Source organism: Rheinheimera sp. SA_1 (assembly GCF_001669775.1).
Classification (GTDB): Bacteria; Pseudomonadota; Gammaproteobacteria; order Enterobacterales; family Alteromonadaceae; genus Pararheinheimera.
The window spans coordinates 537,933-553,583 of the sequence record NZ_LXWK01000015.1; the positions used below are offsets into that span (position 1 = coordinate 537,933).

General features: G+C 49.9%; 14 protein-coding genes. 6 read left to right on the forward strand and 8 right to left on the reverse strand.

The window, feature by feature from the left end; all coding sequences use genetic code 11:
- Positions 1 to 22: 22 nt before the first annotated feature.
- From fliH to A5320_RS09730, 8 genes are all read right to left on the reverse strand, one after another.
- The gene (gene fliH / locus A5320_RS09695; protein WP_082971655.1) at positions 23 to 928 is read right to left on the reverse strand and encodes a flagellar assembly protein FliH; all 906 of its coding nucleotides are present in this window, start codon (positions 926 to 928) and stop codon (positions 23 to 25) included.
- 95 nt (positions 929 to 1,023) lie between these two features.
- On the reverse strand, positions 1,024 to 2,061 hold the full coding sequence (gene fliG, locus A5320_RS09700; RefSeq protein WP_068063852.1) for a flagellar motor switch protein FliG: 1,038 nt from the start codon (positions 2,059 to 2,061) through the stop codon (positions 1,024 to 1,026).
- Positions 2,054 to 3,769: a flagellar basal-body MS-ring/collar protein FliF gene (gene fliF, locus A5320_RS09705; RefSeq protein WP_068063854.1), complete on the reverse strand. Its 1,716-nt coding sequence runs from the start codon at positions 3,767 to 3,769 to the stop codon at positions 2,054 to 2,056. The genes fliG and fliF overlap by 8 nt, the downstream gene beginning before the upstream one ends.
- 13 nt (positions 3,770 to 3,782) lie before the next feature.
- The gene (fliE, locus tag A5320_RS09710; protein WP_068063856.1) at positions 3,783 to 4,118 is read right to left on the reverse strand and encodes a flagellar hook-basal body complex protein FliE; all 336 of its coding nucleotides are present in this window, start codon (positions 4,116 to 4,118) and stop codon (positions 3,783 to 3,785) included.
- 262 nt (positions 4,119 to 4,380) lie between these two features.
- A complete protein-coding gene (locus A5320_RS09715) occupies positions 4,381 to 5,736 on the reverse strand; it encodes a sigma-54-dependent transcriptional regulator (protein WP_068063858.1) in 1,356 nt (451 codons plus the stop codon).
- Complete coding sequence (locus A5320_RS09720) at positions 5,723 to 7,045, reverse strand: sensor histidine kinase (RefSeq protein ID WP_082971656.1); 1,323 nt, start codon at positions 7,043 to 7,045, stop codon at positions 5,723 to 5,725. Before A5320_RS09720 ends, A5320_RS09715 begins: the two co-directional genes overlap by 14 nt.
- A 129-nt stretch (positions 7,046 to 7,174) precedes the next feature.
- A complete protein-coding gene (locus A5320_RS09725) occupies positions 7,175 to 8,638 on the reverse strand; it encodes a sigma-54 interaction domain-containing protein (protein WP_068063860.1) in 1,464 nt (487 codons plus the stop codon).
- Between the two features lie 135 nt (positions 8,639 to 8,773).
- Complete coding sequence (locus A5320_RS09730) at positions 8,774 to 9,571, reverse strand: flagellin (RefSeq protein WP_082971657.1); 798 nt, start codon at positions 9,569 to 9,571, stop codon at positions 8,774 to 8,776.
- Positions 9,572 to 9,807: 236 nt separating this feature from the next.
- On the opposite strand from A5320_RS09730, the gene pseB reads away from it, so the two are divergent.
- The 6 genes from pseB to A5320_RS09760 all read left to right on the forward strand — a co-directional run bounded on the left by pseB (position 9,808) and on the right by A5320_RS09760 (position 15,651).
- Positions 9,808 to 10,809 carry a UDP-N-acetylglucosamine 4,6-dehydratase (inverting) gene (pseB, locus tag A5320_RS09735; protein ID WP_068063864.1) on the forward strand — a complete coding sequence of 334 codons (1,002 nt, stop codon included), beginning with the start codon at positions 9,808 to 9,810 and terminating at the stop codon, positions 10,807 to 10,809.
- A complete protein-coding gene (gene pseC, locus A5320_RS09740) occupies positions 10,806 to 11,975 on the forward strand; it encodes a UDP-4-amino-4,6-dideoxy-N-acetyl-beta-L-altrosamine transaminase (protein WP_068063866.1) in 1,170 nt (389 codons plus the stop codon). The genes pseB and pseC overlap by 4 nt, the downstream gene beginning before the upstream one ends.
- 5 nt (positions 11,976 to 11,980) lie before the next feature.
- Positions 11,981 to 12,721 (forward strand): pseudaminic acid cytidylyltransferase, encoded by a 741-nt coding sequence (pseF, locus tag A5320_RS09745; RefSeq protein WP_068063868.1) that lies wholly within the window; start codon positions 11,981 to 11,983, stop codon positions 12,719 to 12,721.
- On the forward strand, positions 12,721 to 13,866 hold the full coding sequence (gene pseG / locus A5320_RS09750) for a UDP-2,4-diacetamido-2,4,6-trideoxy-beta-L-altropyranose hydrolase (RefSeq protein WP_068063870.1): 1,146 nt from the start codon (positions 12,721 to 12,723) through the stop codon (positions 13,864 to 13,866). The genes pseF and pseG overlap by 1 nt, the downstream gene beginning before the upstream one ends.
- Positions 13,867 to 13,966: 100 nt before the next feature.
- Positions 13,967 to 15,025, forward strand: coding sequence for a pseudaminic acid synthase (pseI, locus tag A5320_RS09755; RefSeq protein ID WP_068063872.1), 1,059 nt, complete (start codon positions 13,967 to 13,969; stop codon positions 15,023 to 15,025).
- A 35-nt stretch (positions 15,026 to 15,060) separates the two neighbouring features.
- Positions 15,061 to 15,651 (forward strand): GNAT family N-acetyltransferase, encoded by a 591-nt coding sequence (locus tag A5320_RS09760; protein ID WP_068063874.1) that lies wholly within the window; start codon positions 15,061 to 15,063, stop codon positions 15,649 to 15,651.

Below are 15,651 nucleotides of genomic sequence, written 5' to 3' on the forward strand. Positions count from 1 at the left end.
TCCCTGCAAGCTCGCGCCTGCGTCAATCTTCTGCCGCCTGTTCAGGCTTGATAGCGGGTTCTTGCAAAAAATGCTCCAGACTGCTTTGCAGCCGGGTTTTTAACGTGCGGTCGACGCTGGATTCGGTACTTTCCACCCGGCAATCGCCGCGTTCCAGTGCCGGTTCACTGCGGATTTGCCACAACCGCTCACTGATTTCTTCAGGGCTGTAATGCTGCTGAATAACGGCGACATCCGCTGGATGGAGTTTGATAATTAGTTTGTCTGCCTGATAAGGCAGAGCATCCACCGCTTCACGCAGCGTATTCAGGATGCACTGTGGATTGGTTTTAACTTCAACCCCAATCACCGCTTGCGCCATTTGTAACGCTAAATTCAGTAAGGATTGTTCAACTTCGGCATCCACTTTTTGCAGTGGTTGCTGTAGCTGGTCGATAAGCACCTGCAGCTGTGCAAGCTGATCGCGAATTAACTGCTCGCCTTCGCTCAAACCCAGTTTTTTTCCTTCAGCCTGGCCTTGTTGCAGACCATCCTGATAACCCTGCTCACGACCTTCACTATAACCCTGGCCAAAGCCTTCTTCTTTGCCCTGACTGATCCCCTCATCAAAGGCTGCCTGGCGGATTTGTTCGATATCGTCAGCTGTCAGCGGTTTGATAACAAGTTCTTCTTCATTTTTGGCCGACAAGCGTTCGCCCGGCTCCGGACGTTTTTTGTAAAGGGCATTGGTTTTGTACAAACTGGCGGGAGACACCACCGACATTGAAGGCTCTGCCGGCGCCGCAGTCGCTGAATTATTTGCAGGTGCGGTTTTCGCAACTGGTTCGTCCTCACTGATCCGCAGCGGCTTGTCCCAATCGTTCAAAATGTCCATTACTCCTGGGTCGGGCTTAAATGGCCGGTTTTGTTGAAACATATTTGTTGTCATTTATCACTGCTCAATGCTGACTACTGGCTTGCAAGGCCGGATGATGCAACGTCTTTTTAAATCCCGCTGCAAAATCCGGTGCTGATCACTTTGAGTTACAGGAAGTCTTCGCCACCGCCACCGCCCAACATAATTTCGCCGGCATCGGCCAGACGGCGAGCCGTTGACAGAATTTCTTTCTGTGCAGTTTCCACTTCGCTGACGCGAACCGGGCCCATCGCTTCCAAATCGTCGGCCAGCATTTCGGCGGCACGTTTGGACATATTTTTCAGAATTTTCTCTTTCAGGTTTTCGTCGGCGCCTTTTAAGGCTTTCATCAGTACATCTTGTTGCACTTCGCGCAAAATCGCCTGAATGGCACGGTCGTCCACTTCCAGTAAGTTTTCGAACACAAACATTAAGTCCTGGATTTGCTGCGCCATTTCTTCGTCGTGCTCGCGGATAGAATCCATCAACTGACCTTCGACGTTGGTATCGAGGTAGTTCATGATATCGGCAGCGGCTTTTAAGCCACCCATCTTCGCTGCCTGCGCACCGGCCTGACCGGCAAACTGTTTCTCCATGATCTCGTTTAATTCCTGCAGTGCCGCTGGTTGTACTTCTTCCAGGTTGGCGATACGCATTGTTAAATCGAGCCGGACTTTTTCCGGGAACTGCGACAGAATTTCCGCCGATTGTTCCGGTTCCAGATAAGACAATACAATGGTTTGGATCTGCGGGTGCTCGTTGCGGATGATATTGGCAACCTGCTTCGAGTCCATCCATTTCAGCGAATCTAAGCCTTTGGCACCACCACCCAAAATAATCTGGTCGATTAAGTTTGATGCTTTTTCTTCACCCAATGCCGCCGTTAAGGCGCGGCGGATAAAGTCTTCACTCTGGAAGCCGATGGTACTAAAGTTCTGAATTTGTTCGATAAACAACCGATGCACTGCTGAAATTTTCGCCTGGTTCAGATCTTCAATAGAAGCCATCGCCATACCGACTTTCTGCACCTGCTTCGGCTCTAAATGTTTCAGGATCTGGGCAGCATCCTCTTCTGACAAGCTCAGCAGCAGGATGGCGGCCTTTTCAACCCCATCTAATTTACCGACGTCAAAGGCCGGTTTTTGAGTGGTATCAACGTTACTCATCTTCAGCTAACCAATTTTTCACGACCAGAGAGGAAAGTTCAGGTTCATTGGCAACCAATGCCCGCACCGCTTTTAACAAGTCTTCATCACCATGTAAGTCTGGCAGCATCAAGGTACCATCGGCAGCAAAACCGACAGACTTGGCGTCAAACTCTTTACTCAGCATGTCGATAGTATCATCACCCAGGTCCAGGCCACGCGATAATGAATTTTCATCGTAAGAATCACTGGTATCTTCAGGGTAGATCAGTTTTTTGATCATTGGTTTCACGATGGCCATAATCAGCACGATAATCACCAGCGCCGCCAGCACCAACCGCATCATTTCCATAAACCAAGGCTGCTCGAATATTTCCAGTTTTTTCTCTTCCACCAGCGCTTCGCGGGTGAACGGTACTGAAACCACTTCAATAGTGTCACCACGCTGCACATCAAAACCAATACCACCTTGCAACAACCGGCGGATATTTTGCAGCTCAGCCTGTGCTCTGGCAGCTGGTTGAGCGGCTGCATCACCGACCGGAGGCGCCATTTTATAGTCCACCGCCACGGACACACTTAACCGTCTGATCACCCCAGATTGTTGGGTAGAATGGCTGATGGTGGTGTCAAGCTCATAGTTGCGGGTTGATTCTTTGCTGTTCCGCCCCGGAACTATCGGTGGATTGCCATCAGTAGCCTGTTCCGGAATATTGGAGTTTAGTGGTGGCTGATTGGACAATGCTCCTGGAATGCCCATCGAGCCGCCACCCACACTGTTTTCTTCAATGGTCATTTCACTGCGCACCGCTGGCAAATCTGGGTTAAAGCGTTTTTGCGTTTGTTCGGTGGTGGTGAAGTCCATCAGTAAATCGACTTGCGCTGTGTAGTTATCGATACCCAAAACCGGGATCAGGATAGAGTCAATTTTCTGACGATATTCTTCTTCACGTTTTTGCTCAATTTCGTACTCACGGCGCGAGCGTGCCGAACTGGCATCTTGGGAACCACTATTCAGTAAACGGCCGTTTTGATCGGTCACCGTCACTTTGGCTGGTTCCAGCCCCTGCACCGCTGAAGCAACTAAATCGACAATGGCATCCACTTCACCATCTTTAATGGTTTTGCCACCTTTGGCCGTAATCATCACGGTGGCCGACGGCAGTTTTTCAGTGCGGGCAAAAATGTTTTCTTTCGGGATAGCCAGTAATACCCTGGCGCGGGCGATGCTTTGGAACTCTTCAATAGTGCGGGCTAGTTGCTGCTCACGGCTGTGTTTTAACCGTTCCATTTCCAGTCGCTGACTGACACCAAAACCGCTGTCCTGCATCAGAATATCATCACCGCTGTTACTTTCTGGTTGAATGCCGGCGCGGGTCAGACCCAATTTCAGATCCTGATAACGATCACCAGGCACCAGAATGACGTTCCCTTCCAACTTGTACGCGACTTTTTGCCCGTCAAGATAATCGAGATGTTGAATAAGTTCTGCAGTTTCGAAGGTGCCAAGTGGCCGCATTTCCGGCTCGCGTGCCCAGAGGATAATTAAAATGGCGATGGCAATACAAATGGTCAAAGCAACAATCAGCGTGACTTGCCGCACGATATCCATGCCGCCCATCGAGCCGAGGAAACCTGACTTTTGTTCCTGCTGACTTTGATCAGCCATTGGCGTATCGCTAAAGTCATTGCTGCTTAATGTCAGTTCAGTTGAGGTAGATTCAGCCACAGTTTATTCCCCCTTACACCGGCATCGACATGACTTCTTTATAAGCTTCCACCAGCTTATTCCGAATCTGCACTGTTGCTTCAAAAGCAATCGACGACTTTTGACCAGCAATCATCGCCTGCGCCAAAGACACATTTGGGTCACCCATTTCCACCGCAGTTGCCAGCGTATTGCTTTGCTTTTGCAGCCCATTGACGTTATCAATGGCCTGTTTCAGTAAACTGGAGAAGTCCGATTGACTGCTGTTCTGAACCTGCATTTCCTGCGGGCGGATATCATTAGAAATGTTGCGGGCCTGATTGGCATACGACTGCATTTCCTGAAATAAAGCGGCGCCTTTGATGTCCATTGCTGTTTACCTGTTGCGGTGGTGTAAAACCAGAATAAACAGATAAAGCACAAGGCGTGCCACAATTTATTTGTTTACTTTCAGTTAGTTATGGATTTACTCGTCTGTCAAAAAGCTGACAACTGATGTAGTGAACTGGAAGGGAGATGCTGAACCTTGATGATTACTTTAAGTTGATGCTAAAACAGAACGTGAAAAACAGTCTAAACCCAGCGAATGTTGATCATCCGCTGAGCGTTTTTTTACCACTGCCAAAAACTGTTTAAGCCGGTAACTGAATACCTGACTCGCGCATCCGTGCCAGTTTATATCTTAAAGTCCGGGCGCTGATGCCAAGCTTTTCTGCCACATCTTTACGTCGATTGGCACAGGCGCGCATCGTTTCCAGGATGATCCGATGCTCCTGCTCGTAGACTTCTGATTTAAATACACTTAAATCCGGATCCAACGCTATCGACACCGGCTCGTCACCCTGCCAATCGCTGGAGCCAGAACCCAATTCCAGCAAAATGTCGTCGGCGGTAATGTCCGGCGCAGTGTGCACAATCAATGCCCGTTGCATCACGTTATCCAGCTCGCGCACGTTGCCCGGCCAGTCGTGTTGCAATAATTTTCGCTGCGCGGCTGCGGTCAGGTTTGGCACCGGTTCGCCTTGCTGCTGGCAATGCCGCTCTAACAGATGCCGGCATAATGGCAATACGTCTTCGATCCGATCGGCCAGCGCCGACCAGGTCAGTGGAAACACGTTCAGGCGGTAAAATAAGTCTTCGCGGAATAGCCCTTGTTGCACGGTTTGGCGTAAATCACGGTTGCTGGTGGCAATCACCCGCACATCCAGTTTAATTGTTTTGCGACTGCCCAGCCGCTCCACTTCCCGCTCCTGCAACACCCGCAGTAACTTTGCCTGCAGGTTCAGATCCATTTCACTGATTTCATCCAGCAGAATAGTGCCGTGCTGCGCTTGCTCGAACTTGCCAGGGCAGGCCTGAATAGCACCGGTAAAAGCGCCTTTTTCGTAACCGAACAAGGTCGATTCCAGCATATTTTCCGGAATAGCGGCGCAGTTAATCGCAATAAATGGCCCTTCATGGCGCGGTGATTGTTGATGAATATACCGCGCCAACACTTCTTTGCCCGAGCCACTCGGTCCAAGCACCATCACGCTGGCATCAGAACGCGCCACTTTAGCCGCAAGTTTCACCAACTGCTGACTAATAGGTGCCGCTACAATCGGCTCAAAAGCAGCCACTTCATCCAAAGGCACATACCGGCTGACCATATTCACCAACACTTGCGGTGAAAAAGGTTTCGCCAGATAATCGACGGCACCCAAGCGGATGGCTTGTACCGCATCGTTAACCGTGGCATAAGCCGTCATCATCAATACCGGAATATTGTTGTAATTCAGTTTGATCGATTTAAGCAGCTCCAGGCCGGAAATACCGCCCATTTGCACATCGCTAATCACCAGTCTGATTTTATGCTGCTTTAACAATTGCATCGCCTGCTCAGCGCTGTCCGCAGCAATCACCTGATACTGCGCCAGGCTTAATGTATCGACCAGTGCTTCACGCAACCCGGCGTCGTCTTCCACCACCAGAATTTTAGTGTGCTGCATTGTGCTGCTCCTCAGTTAAATTTGTCGCTGCAGGTCTATTTATCGCTGCGGTTGAATTTGTTGCTACAGCCGCCGATTGGTACACCGGCAAAATCATTTCAAAACGTGCGCCACCGGATTTACCGGTGATACAACGAACCTGGCCGTTGTGGGAATGCGCGACAGCCTGAACGACGGCGAGACCGAGGCCGGTGCCGTTGCTGCGCGTAGTAAAAAACGGATCAAAAATTTGTTGTTGCAAATGCACTGGCACGCCTGGGCCATGGTCTTCCACCGCCAATGTCACCAACTGGCCGTCCATACTTGCGATGGCCGACACTTCAATCCGTGCGCCGGGGCCTGCATGTTGCAGTGCATTTTGAATAAGGTTACCGACAGCGCCACATAACGCGGAATGATTGCCCAGCACCGGTAAATCCGGCTCCGGTAATTCAACGACCAGCTCGCCGTCCTGTAACTGCACCATGGCTTCAACCGACAGATGCACTTCACTGAGTAACTGCTGCATTGACAGCCGTTCTACCTGCTTTTCACGGCCGGAGCGGGCGAACAGCAGTAAATCGTTTACTTGCTGCTCTAAATCCTGCAGCCGGTTCAGCAATTTATGCTGGAATTGTTGCCGGGACGTCTGGTCGAGTTTTTGATTGGTCAGGTTTTGAGCGTAGAGCATGGCGCTGGATAACGGCGTACGGATTTGATGCGCCAGGGACGCCATCATTTTGCCAAGGGCAGATAATCTTTGTAAGTGGGCAATGCGGCTTTGCAGCTGCCGGGTTTCAGTTAAGTCAGTCAGTACAATGAGTTGACCAGGTTCCGGCTGCAGTGAGGTGATCGCCAGTTGCACCCGACGGCCATCATGCAGCGACACTTCCATACCATCATCACTGCGCGGCCGGAAGCTGCGGGTGATCACATCCAGCCAGCGTTGCCCGGTCAGCGGTTCACCGAGCATCGAAATGGCCACCGGATTGGCTTGTTGCACAAAACCACGCGCATCAAGCACCACCACGCCAGTCGGCAAGACCTGCAATAAATGTTGTAAGCGGGATAATTCGGCTTGTTCGGCACCAGATTGCGGGTTGGCTGGCTGGGTGCTTTCAAATTGCTCATTGGCTGGTTGCGCACTGACGCATTGATCTGAGGCAAGCTTTGATACTTTTGGCCAGGCAATGACGGCAGAGGTATTCAAAGTTACATCTGCCGTCGTAGCAGCCAGAGATCCCAGCATGGACAGTTCAAACAACGGCTGATAACTGTCGGCATTGCTGCCTGTCGCAGGCGCTATTACCAGGGTGGCGAAGCTGTTCATGGTGATTTCCGTTAGTCTTTAACACTAACGTCAATAAGCACAAAGCATGCCACACAAAAACTTGTTTTAAATCAGCTAATTAATCTTAACTTTTTAGCCAATATTTTGACGTTCACCAAATATGTCTTGTTAATCGGCAACATCCAGATCGTCGCGACCTAAATTATACTTCCGCATTTTCTCGACCAAAGTGGTGCGACGTAAACATAAAATATCCGCAGCTCTTGCCACCACAAAATCATGACGTTCCAACGCCTGACTGATCAGGGTGATTTCTAAATCAGCCAAAAATTGTTTTAAATCGACACCGTCGTCCGGCAGCACGTTAAAAGCACTGTTGTCAGGATGCTGCGCAAAATGCGCGTCGCCTTCGCTGTCGTCTTCATCATTAAATTGGAACAATTCATTGATGGCGTCCCGCTCCAGCAAGGATTCCGGATAATGCGGCACATAACTATCAACTTCAATATGACGATATTTCAGTGGCAATTCGGCGACATCAATCACCTGATGCGGGAACATAATGCCCAGACGCTCGACTAAATTGGCCAGTTCACGCACGTTACCTGGCCAGCCATGTAATTTCAGACTAGCAATCGCCCGCTCAGTAAATTTAATCGAAGCCTGACCGTGTTGTTCCAGTCGGTGCTGTAATTCTTGCAACAACAACGGTAAATCGTCCGGACGGTCTTTCAGTGCCGGTGTTTCAATTGGAAAAACATTGAGTCGATAAAATAAATCTTCACGAAAGCGGCCTTCGTTGATCATATCTTCTAACTGACGATGAGTGGCAGCGATGATCCGCACGTCGGCGCGGATCGGCTGGTTGCCGCCAACCCGCTCGTAAATCCGTTCCTGCAACACCCGCAACAACTTCACCTGCATCGGCAGTGGCATATCGCCAATTTCATCCAGGAATAAGGTGCCGCCCTGCGCCAGCTCAAACCGGCCTTTACGGGTCGAAATGGCGCCAGTAAAAGCGCCTTTTTCATGACCGAATAACTCACTTTCCAACAACTCAGCCGGAATAGCGCCACAGTTAATGGGTACAAATGGCCCGTCAGCGCGATGGGATAACACATGAATGTTGCGCGCGACCACTTCTTTACCTGTACCGGAATCGCCAAGGATCAGCACATTAGCGTCGGTGCGGGCCACTTGCTGGATCAGAAACCGTACTTGTTGCATCTGGGCTGACATACCAACCATCCCGACAAACCGCGCCTGCGATTCCTGCGCCCGTTGCCCTGGTAATAACCGGTGATATTCCTGACAGTCCCGCAGATGTTGCGTCAACGAAGCATAAGCAAAAGGCTCGCTTAATAAACCAACCACATTGGCATGCCGCAATAAAGGTTTCAGCGTCTCGCCGAGCAATAAAAAGGCGGTGGCAGGATGTTGTTCGATAAGCTGTTCGTGTTGCTGCCCGACCAGGGCTCCCAGCAGCACCACAGCTTTGGGATCAATTGCCAGTTGTGCCAGCAATTGCGTTTCATCAACAATTTGATGCGCTTCAGCGACAAAATTCAGAATGATACTCAGCCGTTGAGCACGTTGCTCTTGCTGATCAAGAATAAATAATCTGGGGATCATGGCGCTGGACTTTTTCTTGTGCTTTTAAAGCATTTTTGCAAAGCCAGCGCTGTCATGCAAGGTAAAACGCTAACTTTTTGACGCTACTGTCAAAAAACCAGCGTTTTTAAGGGTATCAAATTTACTTTTTATCGATTAAGCCAGTAACTGCAACGCTTGCTGTTCCGAAACCCGCCCTTGTGCTGCTACGGCATAAGAGGCTTGTTCACGAATACCAGCCTGCGCCTGTTCAGTCGAAGCTTTGGCGTAATCCAGGTCCTGAATACGGCTGATCGCTGCTTGTTGATTGACATTCTGCGTACTTAAGTTACGTCCTGCTGAGCTTAACGCATTCTGTGTTGCGCCAAGATCGGTGCGGTTGTTATCTATAAGCTGACTGGACTGCCGGATTTTCGACAGTGATTCGGCAGCTTTGGCTGAAGACGACAAATCAACGCTAAAAGCGCCGCTATCGGTCAGTTTAGTCTGTAAATCCTGAGTTTTAATATTGATATTGCCACTGCCGGTGGCGATGCCGATATTACTATCCTGATCAAATAACTTAATACCGCCAAATTCAGTGTTTTTAATCTGGTCCTGAATACCTGCTGTGTAAGCATCTGCTTGTTTTTGCAGCGCCTGACGATCCGAGCTGGTCAATAAACCATTGCCCGCCTGCACTGCCAGCCGGTCGATTTCATTCAGACCATCGCTGATACCTTGCAAGCCCTGGTCAGCAACCATCGCCAGCGAAATACCGTCATAAACATTACGCTCGCCCTGCACCGTTGCGCCGTTGATTTGGGTCAGCCGGTTGGCAATTTGCAAACCGGCAGCATCATCGGCAGCACTGTTGATGCGCTTGGCGGTTGCCAGTTTTTTTAGCAGATTTTCATTTTCTGAATTGTTCAGTTTTAACAGCGATTCGCTTAAAGATGGGCCACCGATATTCATCACAACTACTCCGACGATGTTGGTTCTGGGCTGAGTTTAGCCCAATCGAGGGTCAAACCAAAGCATTCCCTTGTGCTTTTTTTCGCCAGTTTGATTGAGATATAAAAGATTAGCGCTAACTACTTCAGCTAAAAGCACTTTTAAAAAGTGGAATAGATTATGCTATTGTTTCAATATCGCGACATCAGGCCGCAATACTCAGCGGCACAGCGCTCGCAAGTCGAAAAGGGGCACATATGTTTAACGGCAAAAATATCTTCATCACCGGTGGTACCGGCTCTTTTGGTCATAAATATACCCAGACGCTGCTTGAGCGCTACAAGCCCAATAAAATCATTATTTACTCCCGCGACGAGCTGAAACAGTATGAGATGCAGCAAAAGTTTAATGCACCTTGTATGCGGTATTTTATTGGTGATGTGCGGGATCAGGAACGGCTTATTCGCGCGATGCGGGGCGTTGATTTTGTAATCCACGCCGCCGCGCTGAAACAAGTGCCAGCCGCCGAATACAACCCGATGGAATGTATTAAAACCAATATCAATGGCGCCGAGCATGTGATTAATGCCGCTATTGAGAACAATGTAGAAAAGGTGATAGCCCTCTCCACCGACAAAGCCGCCAACCCGATCAACCTTTATGGCGCCACCAAACTGGCTTCAGATAAGCTGTTCGTTGCCGCCAATAACATCGCGGGCGGCAGCAAACCACGTTTTTCGGTAGTGCGTTATGGCAATGTGGTGGGTTCACGCGGCTCGGTAGTGCCATTTTTTGAAAAACTCAGAGACAGCGGCGCCGACCACATTCCGGTAACACATCTTGAAATGACCCGTTTTTGGATTAGCTTACAGCAAGGTGTTGATTTTGTGCTTAAAAATTTCGAACGGATGCTAGGTGGTGAGATTTTTGTTCCTAAAATTCCATCGATGCGGGTGGTCGATTTAGCCAAGGCGATAGCGCCAAATCTGCCGATCAAAGAAGTAGGTATTCGCCCAGGTGAAAAACTACATGAAATGATGTGTCCAGGGGATATGTCTTACAACACTTACGAATATGATGACCATTTTGTGATTGCCCCTTCGATTCAGTTTTCCAATCGTGGCAACAATTTCACCATAAATGCATTAAAAGAAAATGGTCGGCTGGTGGCGGCAGGTACAGAGTATGTGTCTGATAAAAATCCACATTTTTTAACTGTGGAAGAATTAGCCGCCTTTAATCTGGCCGCGATGACATGATCCCCTACGGCCGTCAGAATATTGACGAATCCGATATTGCCGCAGTGCTTGAAGTGCTGCAATCGGACTTCTTAACCCAAGGGCCAAAAGTTCCGGAATTTGAACTGGCGGTTAGTCAGTTATGTCAGGTGAATTATGCTATCGCCGTGAATAGCGCGACCTCGGCACTGCATCTGGCATGTCTGGCACTGGGTGTCACCCAAGGTGATATCGTCTGGACCAGCCCCATCAGCTTTGTTGCTTCGGCCAATTGCGCCTTATATTGCGGCGCGACCATCGACTTTGTTGATGTAGACCCGGATACCGGTTTGATGTCGGTAACCGCGCTTGCTGAAAAACTGCAGCAGGCCGCCACAGTACAAAAATTGCCAAAAGTGTTGATCCCGGTGCACCTGGCCGGCCACAGTTGCGAGATGGCGGCAATTCACGCCTTGTGTCTGCAGTATCAGATTAAAATTATTGAAGATGCCTCTCATGCTATAGGCGCAACCTATCAGGGCATGCCGGTAGGCCATTGCCAGTTTAGCGATATTTGTGTGTTTAGTTTCCACCCGGTGAAAATTATTACCACTGCGGAAGGTGGCATGGCGCTAACCAAGGACCCGGCGCTTGCTGCGCAAATGCAGCTGCACCGCAGTCATGGCATTACCCGTGACCCGTTGGATATGACCGAACCCAGCCACGGCCCCTGGTACTATCAGCAAATTGAACTGGGTTTTAATTACCGGCTGACTGAATTGCAAGCCGCGCTTGGGTTAAGTCAACTTCACCGCTTGCCACAATTTTTAGTCGCCCGCCAGCAAGCCGTTGAACATTATCAAACACTGCTACAACACCTGCCGCTACAATTGCCAGCAGCAGCTGTGGATGGGGTTTCAGCCTGGCATTTATATATCATCCGGCTGGATGATGCCGACAGTCGGCTGCGGGTATTCGAAGCACTGCGCGCCGCGGGCATTGGCGTCAATGTGCACTATATTCCTATTCATACCCAGCCTTACTATCAACAACTGGGTTTCCAATGGGGCGACTTCCCTGGCGCAGAAGTTTTTTATAGTAAAATTATTAGTTTACCTATGTATGCCGATCTGACGCTATCAATGCAGCAACAGGTCGCGGCAGCACTTGCTGCAGCCACTGGCGCTGTGACATCACAACAGGACTAACCACAATGAAACTTGCCGTGATCCCGGCGCGGGGTGGCAGCAAACGGATCCCGCGTAAAAATATCAAGCTGTTTAATGGCAAACCAATGATTGCCTGGTCGATTGAAGCGGCATTGCATAGTCAAATGTTTGACCAGGTGCTGGTGTCAACCGACGATCAGGAAATTGCCGAAGTCGCTGCGCAATATGGCGCAGCAGTGCCATTTATCCGCCCTGCCGCTTTAGCCGATGACCACACCGGCACTTCTGCGGTGGTGCGTCATGCGATTGCTTGGGTCACACAGCAACAATGGCATGCTGAACAAGGCCCGTTAGATATTATCGCCTGCATTTATGCCACTGCCCCGCTGTTAAGTGCAGAAATTTTGCAACAAGCGATGGCTTTATGGCCGCAGCAGCCAGAGCTTGATTACATTTTTTCCGGTTGTCGTTTTAGTTTCCCCATTCAACGGGCGTTATATCGCGATACGACAGGCGCCGTTGCTCCGGTACAACCGGATGCAATTGGCAAACGCTCGCAGGATTTAACCGAAACCTTTCATGATGCCGGCCAGTTTTATCTGGGCCGGGCGCAAAGTTGGTCAGAAGCCCGGCCAGTATTTTCGAAGTCATCTTATCTTTTTGAATTACCCCAACATCTGGTGCAGGACATCGATACTGTTGATGACTGGCAACGCGCCGAGTTATTGCACCAGCTGCTGCTTCAACGAGTATCGCAAAGCGCCAAGCCGCCAAAGGCTGACTGATGCAGGTATTGTTTCGGGTTGATGCGTCGCTGTTGATTGGCTCTGGCCACCTGATGCGCTGCTTAACGCTCGCCCGTGCCATGCGTGAACGCGGCTGGCTAGTGACGTTTTGTTGTCGCGAACACCCTGGTCAGCAAATTCAGTTGATAGAAAATCAGGGCTTTGCTTGTCTGGCGTTGCCGTTGTTGGCTGATGCAACTAAAACCCCATCATCCAGCACAGTAAAAGAAGGCGACCGCCAATGGTTAGGTGCCAGCGAAGCCGAAGACGCTGCCGCTGTCATCGATGCATTACAACAAGCAGCGCTACAACCCGATTTATTGGTGATTGACCATTATGGCCTCGGCCGATTATTCGAAACGACGTTAAGCCAGCATTGCCGACATATTCTGGTGATTGATGATTTGGCCAACCGACAGCACGACTGCGATTTTTTACTCGATCAAAATTTATTACCAGACGCAGCCGAGCGTTACCAAGGTTTGCTGCCAAACACTTGCCAACAATTTATCGGACCGGCTTATGCTCTGCTGCGGCCAGAATTTACACAAGCCGCAACTTCAGAAGCTGCGCAACCCATTGCCCTATCAAAAGATTTCTCGGCAACACCTCATCAATTACTAGTTTTTTTTGGCGGCAGCGATATCGACAATCTCACTGCATTAGCAATTACTGCTTTACAGCAACTTCAGAATTTGGCCTGGCTGGCCGATATCGTGATTGGTTCAGCCAATCCGCACCTATCGTTGTTGCAGCAGCTGTGTGAAGGGGACCATCGGCTAACCCTATACGTGCAAACGCCAGGGATGGCACAGCTGATGGCCAAAGCACAGTTGATGATTGGCGGCGGTGGTGCAACCCACTGGGAACGTTGTGCTATGGCATTACCTGCGCTGGTAGTCAGTCTGGCGCCAAACCAGCAACCGACCAGCGTTTATCTGGCTAAACTAGGCGCTTGTATATACTTAGGCAGTAGTTCTGAGCTTAGTAGTGGCAGATTGAGTGACGAAATCGCAAAGCTGCTGACACAACCGGAAAAACTATTGCAGATGGCCGCAGCCGCTTCGACGTTGGTTGCTCCGGAAGGGGGTTGCCAGCGTCTTTTAAGCGCACTGGCGAAGACGCTGGAACATCAGGCAAACTAACCATCAGCGATTAAATAGCAAAAACTTTGTCACAGCTGCAAAACAGCTTCGATCCGGTTCGAATGAAAACCGCAGGATCCACAACTAAGAGTGAAGTTATATGGCAGTAACCACAATCCAACTGGGTAATGTTCAGGTAGGCGCCACGCACCGGCCTTTGATCATCGCCGAATTGTCCGGCAATCATGATCAATCGCTGGATAAAGCCTTAGCTATGGTGGACGCCGCTGCTGCTGCTGGCGCCCAGGCGATTAAACTGCAAACTTACACTGCAGACACCATGACGCTGGATATCGACAGCGGTGAATTCTTTATCGATAATCCGGACAGCCTCTGGGCCGGTACTTCATTGTACAAACTCTATCAAATTGCCCACACGCCGTGGGATTGGCATCAGGCCATCTTTGAGCGCGCAAAAAGCCACGGCATGCTGGCGTTTAGCACCCCTTTTGATTTAACCGCGGTCGACTTTTTAGAGTCGCTCAACGTGCCTTGCTACAAAATCGCCTCTTTTGAAAATACTGATCATGCATTATTGGCGGCGGTGGCAAAAACCGGTAAACCGGTGATTATGTCCACCGGCATGGCCAGCATTGCCGAGCTCGCTGATGCAGTGGATGTGTTAAAACGCCACGGCTGTACTCAGTTGATTTTGCTCAAATGCACCAGCAATTATCCGGCACGACCGGTTGATGCCAACCTTTTGACCATCCCCCATCTGGCACAGTTATTTGATTGTCAGGCAGGGCTCTCCGACCACACCACTGGCATTGGCGTGTCGATCGCAGCCGTGGCACTTGGCGCCACCGTCATCGAAAAACACTTTGTGCTGGATCGCAGTGAAGGTGGTGTGGATGCAGAGTTTTCGCTGGAACCGTTTGAGATGAAACAGTTGGTTGACGAAACCGAACGCGCGTGGACTGCCCTTGGCAAGGTCCATTATGGCGTGACTGACAAAGAAATTGCTTCGCGTAAACACCGGCGCTCCTTGTATATCAGTGCAGATTTAGCCGCCGGTACTGTGCTCACCGCCGAAAATTTACGCGCTATTCGTCCGGGGTTAGGATTGGCGCCCAAATATCTGGAACTGGTGCTGGGACGGCAAGTGAAAGCCGATGTCAAACGAGGCACTGCGTTGAGCTGGGATTTGTTGCTTTGAGTGCTGCTAATCCTCAAAACACATCAGCCGATAGTATGTGGCATCAGCAAAACATCTGCGAATTCTCCGTCGAGTTGCGGCCCCTGCAACGCCAACAACTTGAATTACTGCGCCAATGGCGCAACGATCCGGTCATTGCCGCGCCGATGTTGCAGCAACAACTGATTAGCGCAGAAATGCAGCAACAATGGTTTACGCGAATTCAACACGACAAACATCAAGCGCAATTTGTGATTTATTACAAAGACGAAGCAATTGGCGCCTGCAATTTAAAAAGTAACGATGGTTTGGAGCTTGGAAAGTGTGAAACTATCGAATCAGGCTTTTATCTGGCGCATCCGCGGTTTCGTGGCACCTTGCTGGCATTTTTCCCAGCGCTGGCGCTGAATCAGTATTGCTTTGGACGACTTAACTGTAAGACACTATTGGCACAAGTGAAACTAAGTAATAATGCCGCTTTGCGCTTTAATGAAAAACTCGGTTATCAGCGCCAGCCAGACAATGTCACAGTACAGACTGGCAGCGAATTAACTGGCTTTGAGCAGGTTGAGCTGGCCGTATTCACACTGAATAATGAAAATCATCTAAAAGCAGCGGCAACTTTTGCCCATTTTATCCGGAATTAA

Bases quoted from the DNA above. Each gene is read 5' to 3' on its own strand.
- fliH (WP_082971655.1), bottom strand. From the start codon at position 928: ATGACAACAAATATGTTTCAACAAAACCGGCCATTTAAGCCCGACCCA.
- fliG (WP_068063852.1), bottom strand. From the start codon at position 2,061: ATGAGTAACGTTGATACCACTCAAAAACCGGCCTTTGACGTCGGTAAA.
- fliE (WP_068063856.1), bottom strand. From the start codon at position 4,118: ATGGACATCAAAGGCGCCGCTTTATTTCAGGAAATGCAGTCGTATGCC.
- A5320_RS09715 (WP_068063858.1), bottom strand. From the start codon at position 5,736: ATGCAGCACACTAAAATTCTGGTGGTGGAAGACGACGCCGGGTTGCGT.
- A5320_RS09720 (WP_082971656.1), bottom strand. From the start codon at position 7,045: ATGAACAGCTTCGCCACCCTGGTAATAGCGCCTGCGACAGGCAGCAAT.
- A5320_RS09725 (WP_068063860.1), bottom strand. From the start codon at position 8,638: ATGATCCCCAGATTATTTATTCTTGATCAGCAAGAGCAACGTGCTCAA.
- A5320_RS09730 (WP_082971657.1), bottom strand. From the start codon at position 9,571: ATGAATATCGGTGGCCCATCTTTAAGCGAATCGCTGTTAAAACTGAAC.
- pseB (WP_068063864.1), top strand. From the start codon at position 9,808: ATGTTTAACGGCAAAAATATCTTCATCACCGGTGGTACCGGCTCTTTT.
- pseC (WP_068063866.1), top strand. From the start codon at position 10,806: ATGATCCCCTACGGCCGTCAGAATATTGACGAATCCGATATTGCCGCA.
- pseF (WP_068063868.1), top strand. From the start codon at position 11,981: ATGAAACTTGCCGTGATCCCGGCGCGGGGTGGCAGCAAACGGATCCCG.
- pseG (WP_068063870.1), top strand. From the start codon at position 12,721: ATGCAGGTATTGTTTCGGGTTGATGCGTCGCTGTTGATTGGCTCTGGC.
- pseI (WP_068063872.1), top strand. From the start codon at position 13,967: ATGGCAGTAACCACAATCCAACTGGGTAATGTTCAGGTAGGCGCCACG.
- A5320_RS09760 (WP_068063874.1), top strand. From the start codon at position 15,061: ATGTGGCATCAGCAAAACATCTGCGAATTCTCCGTCGAGTTGCGGCCC.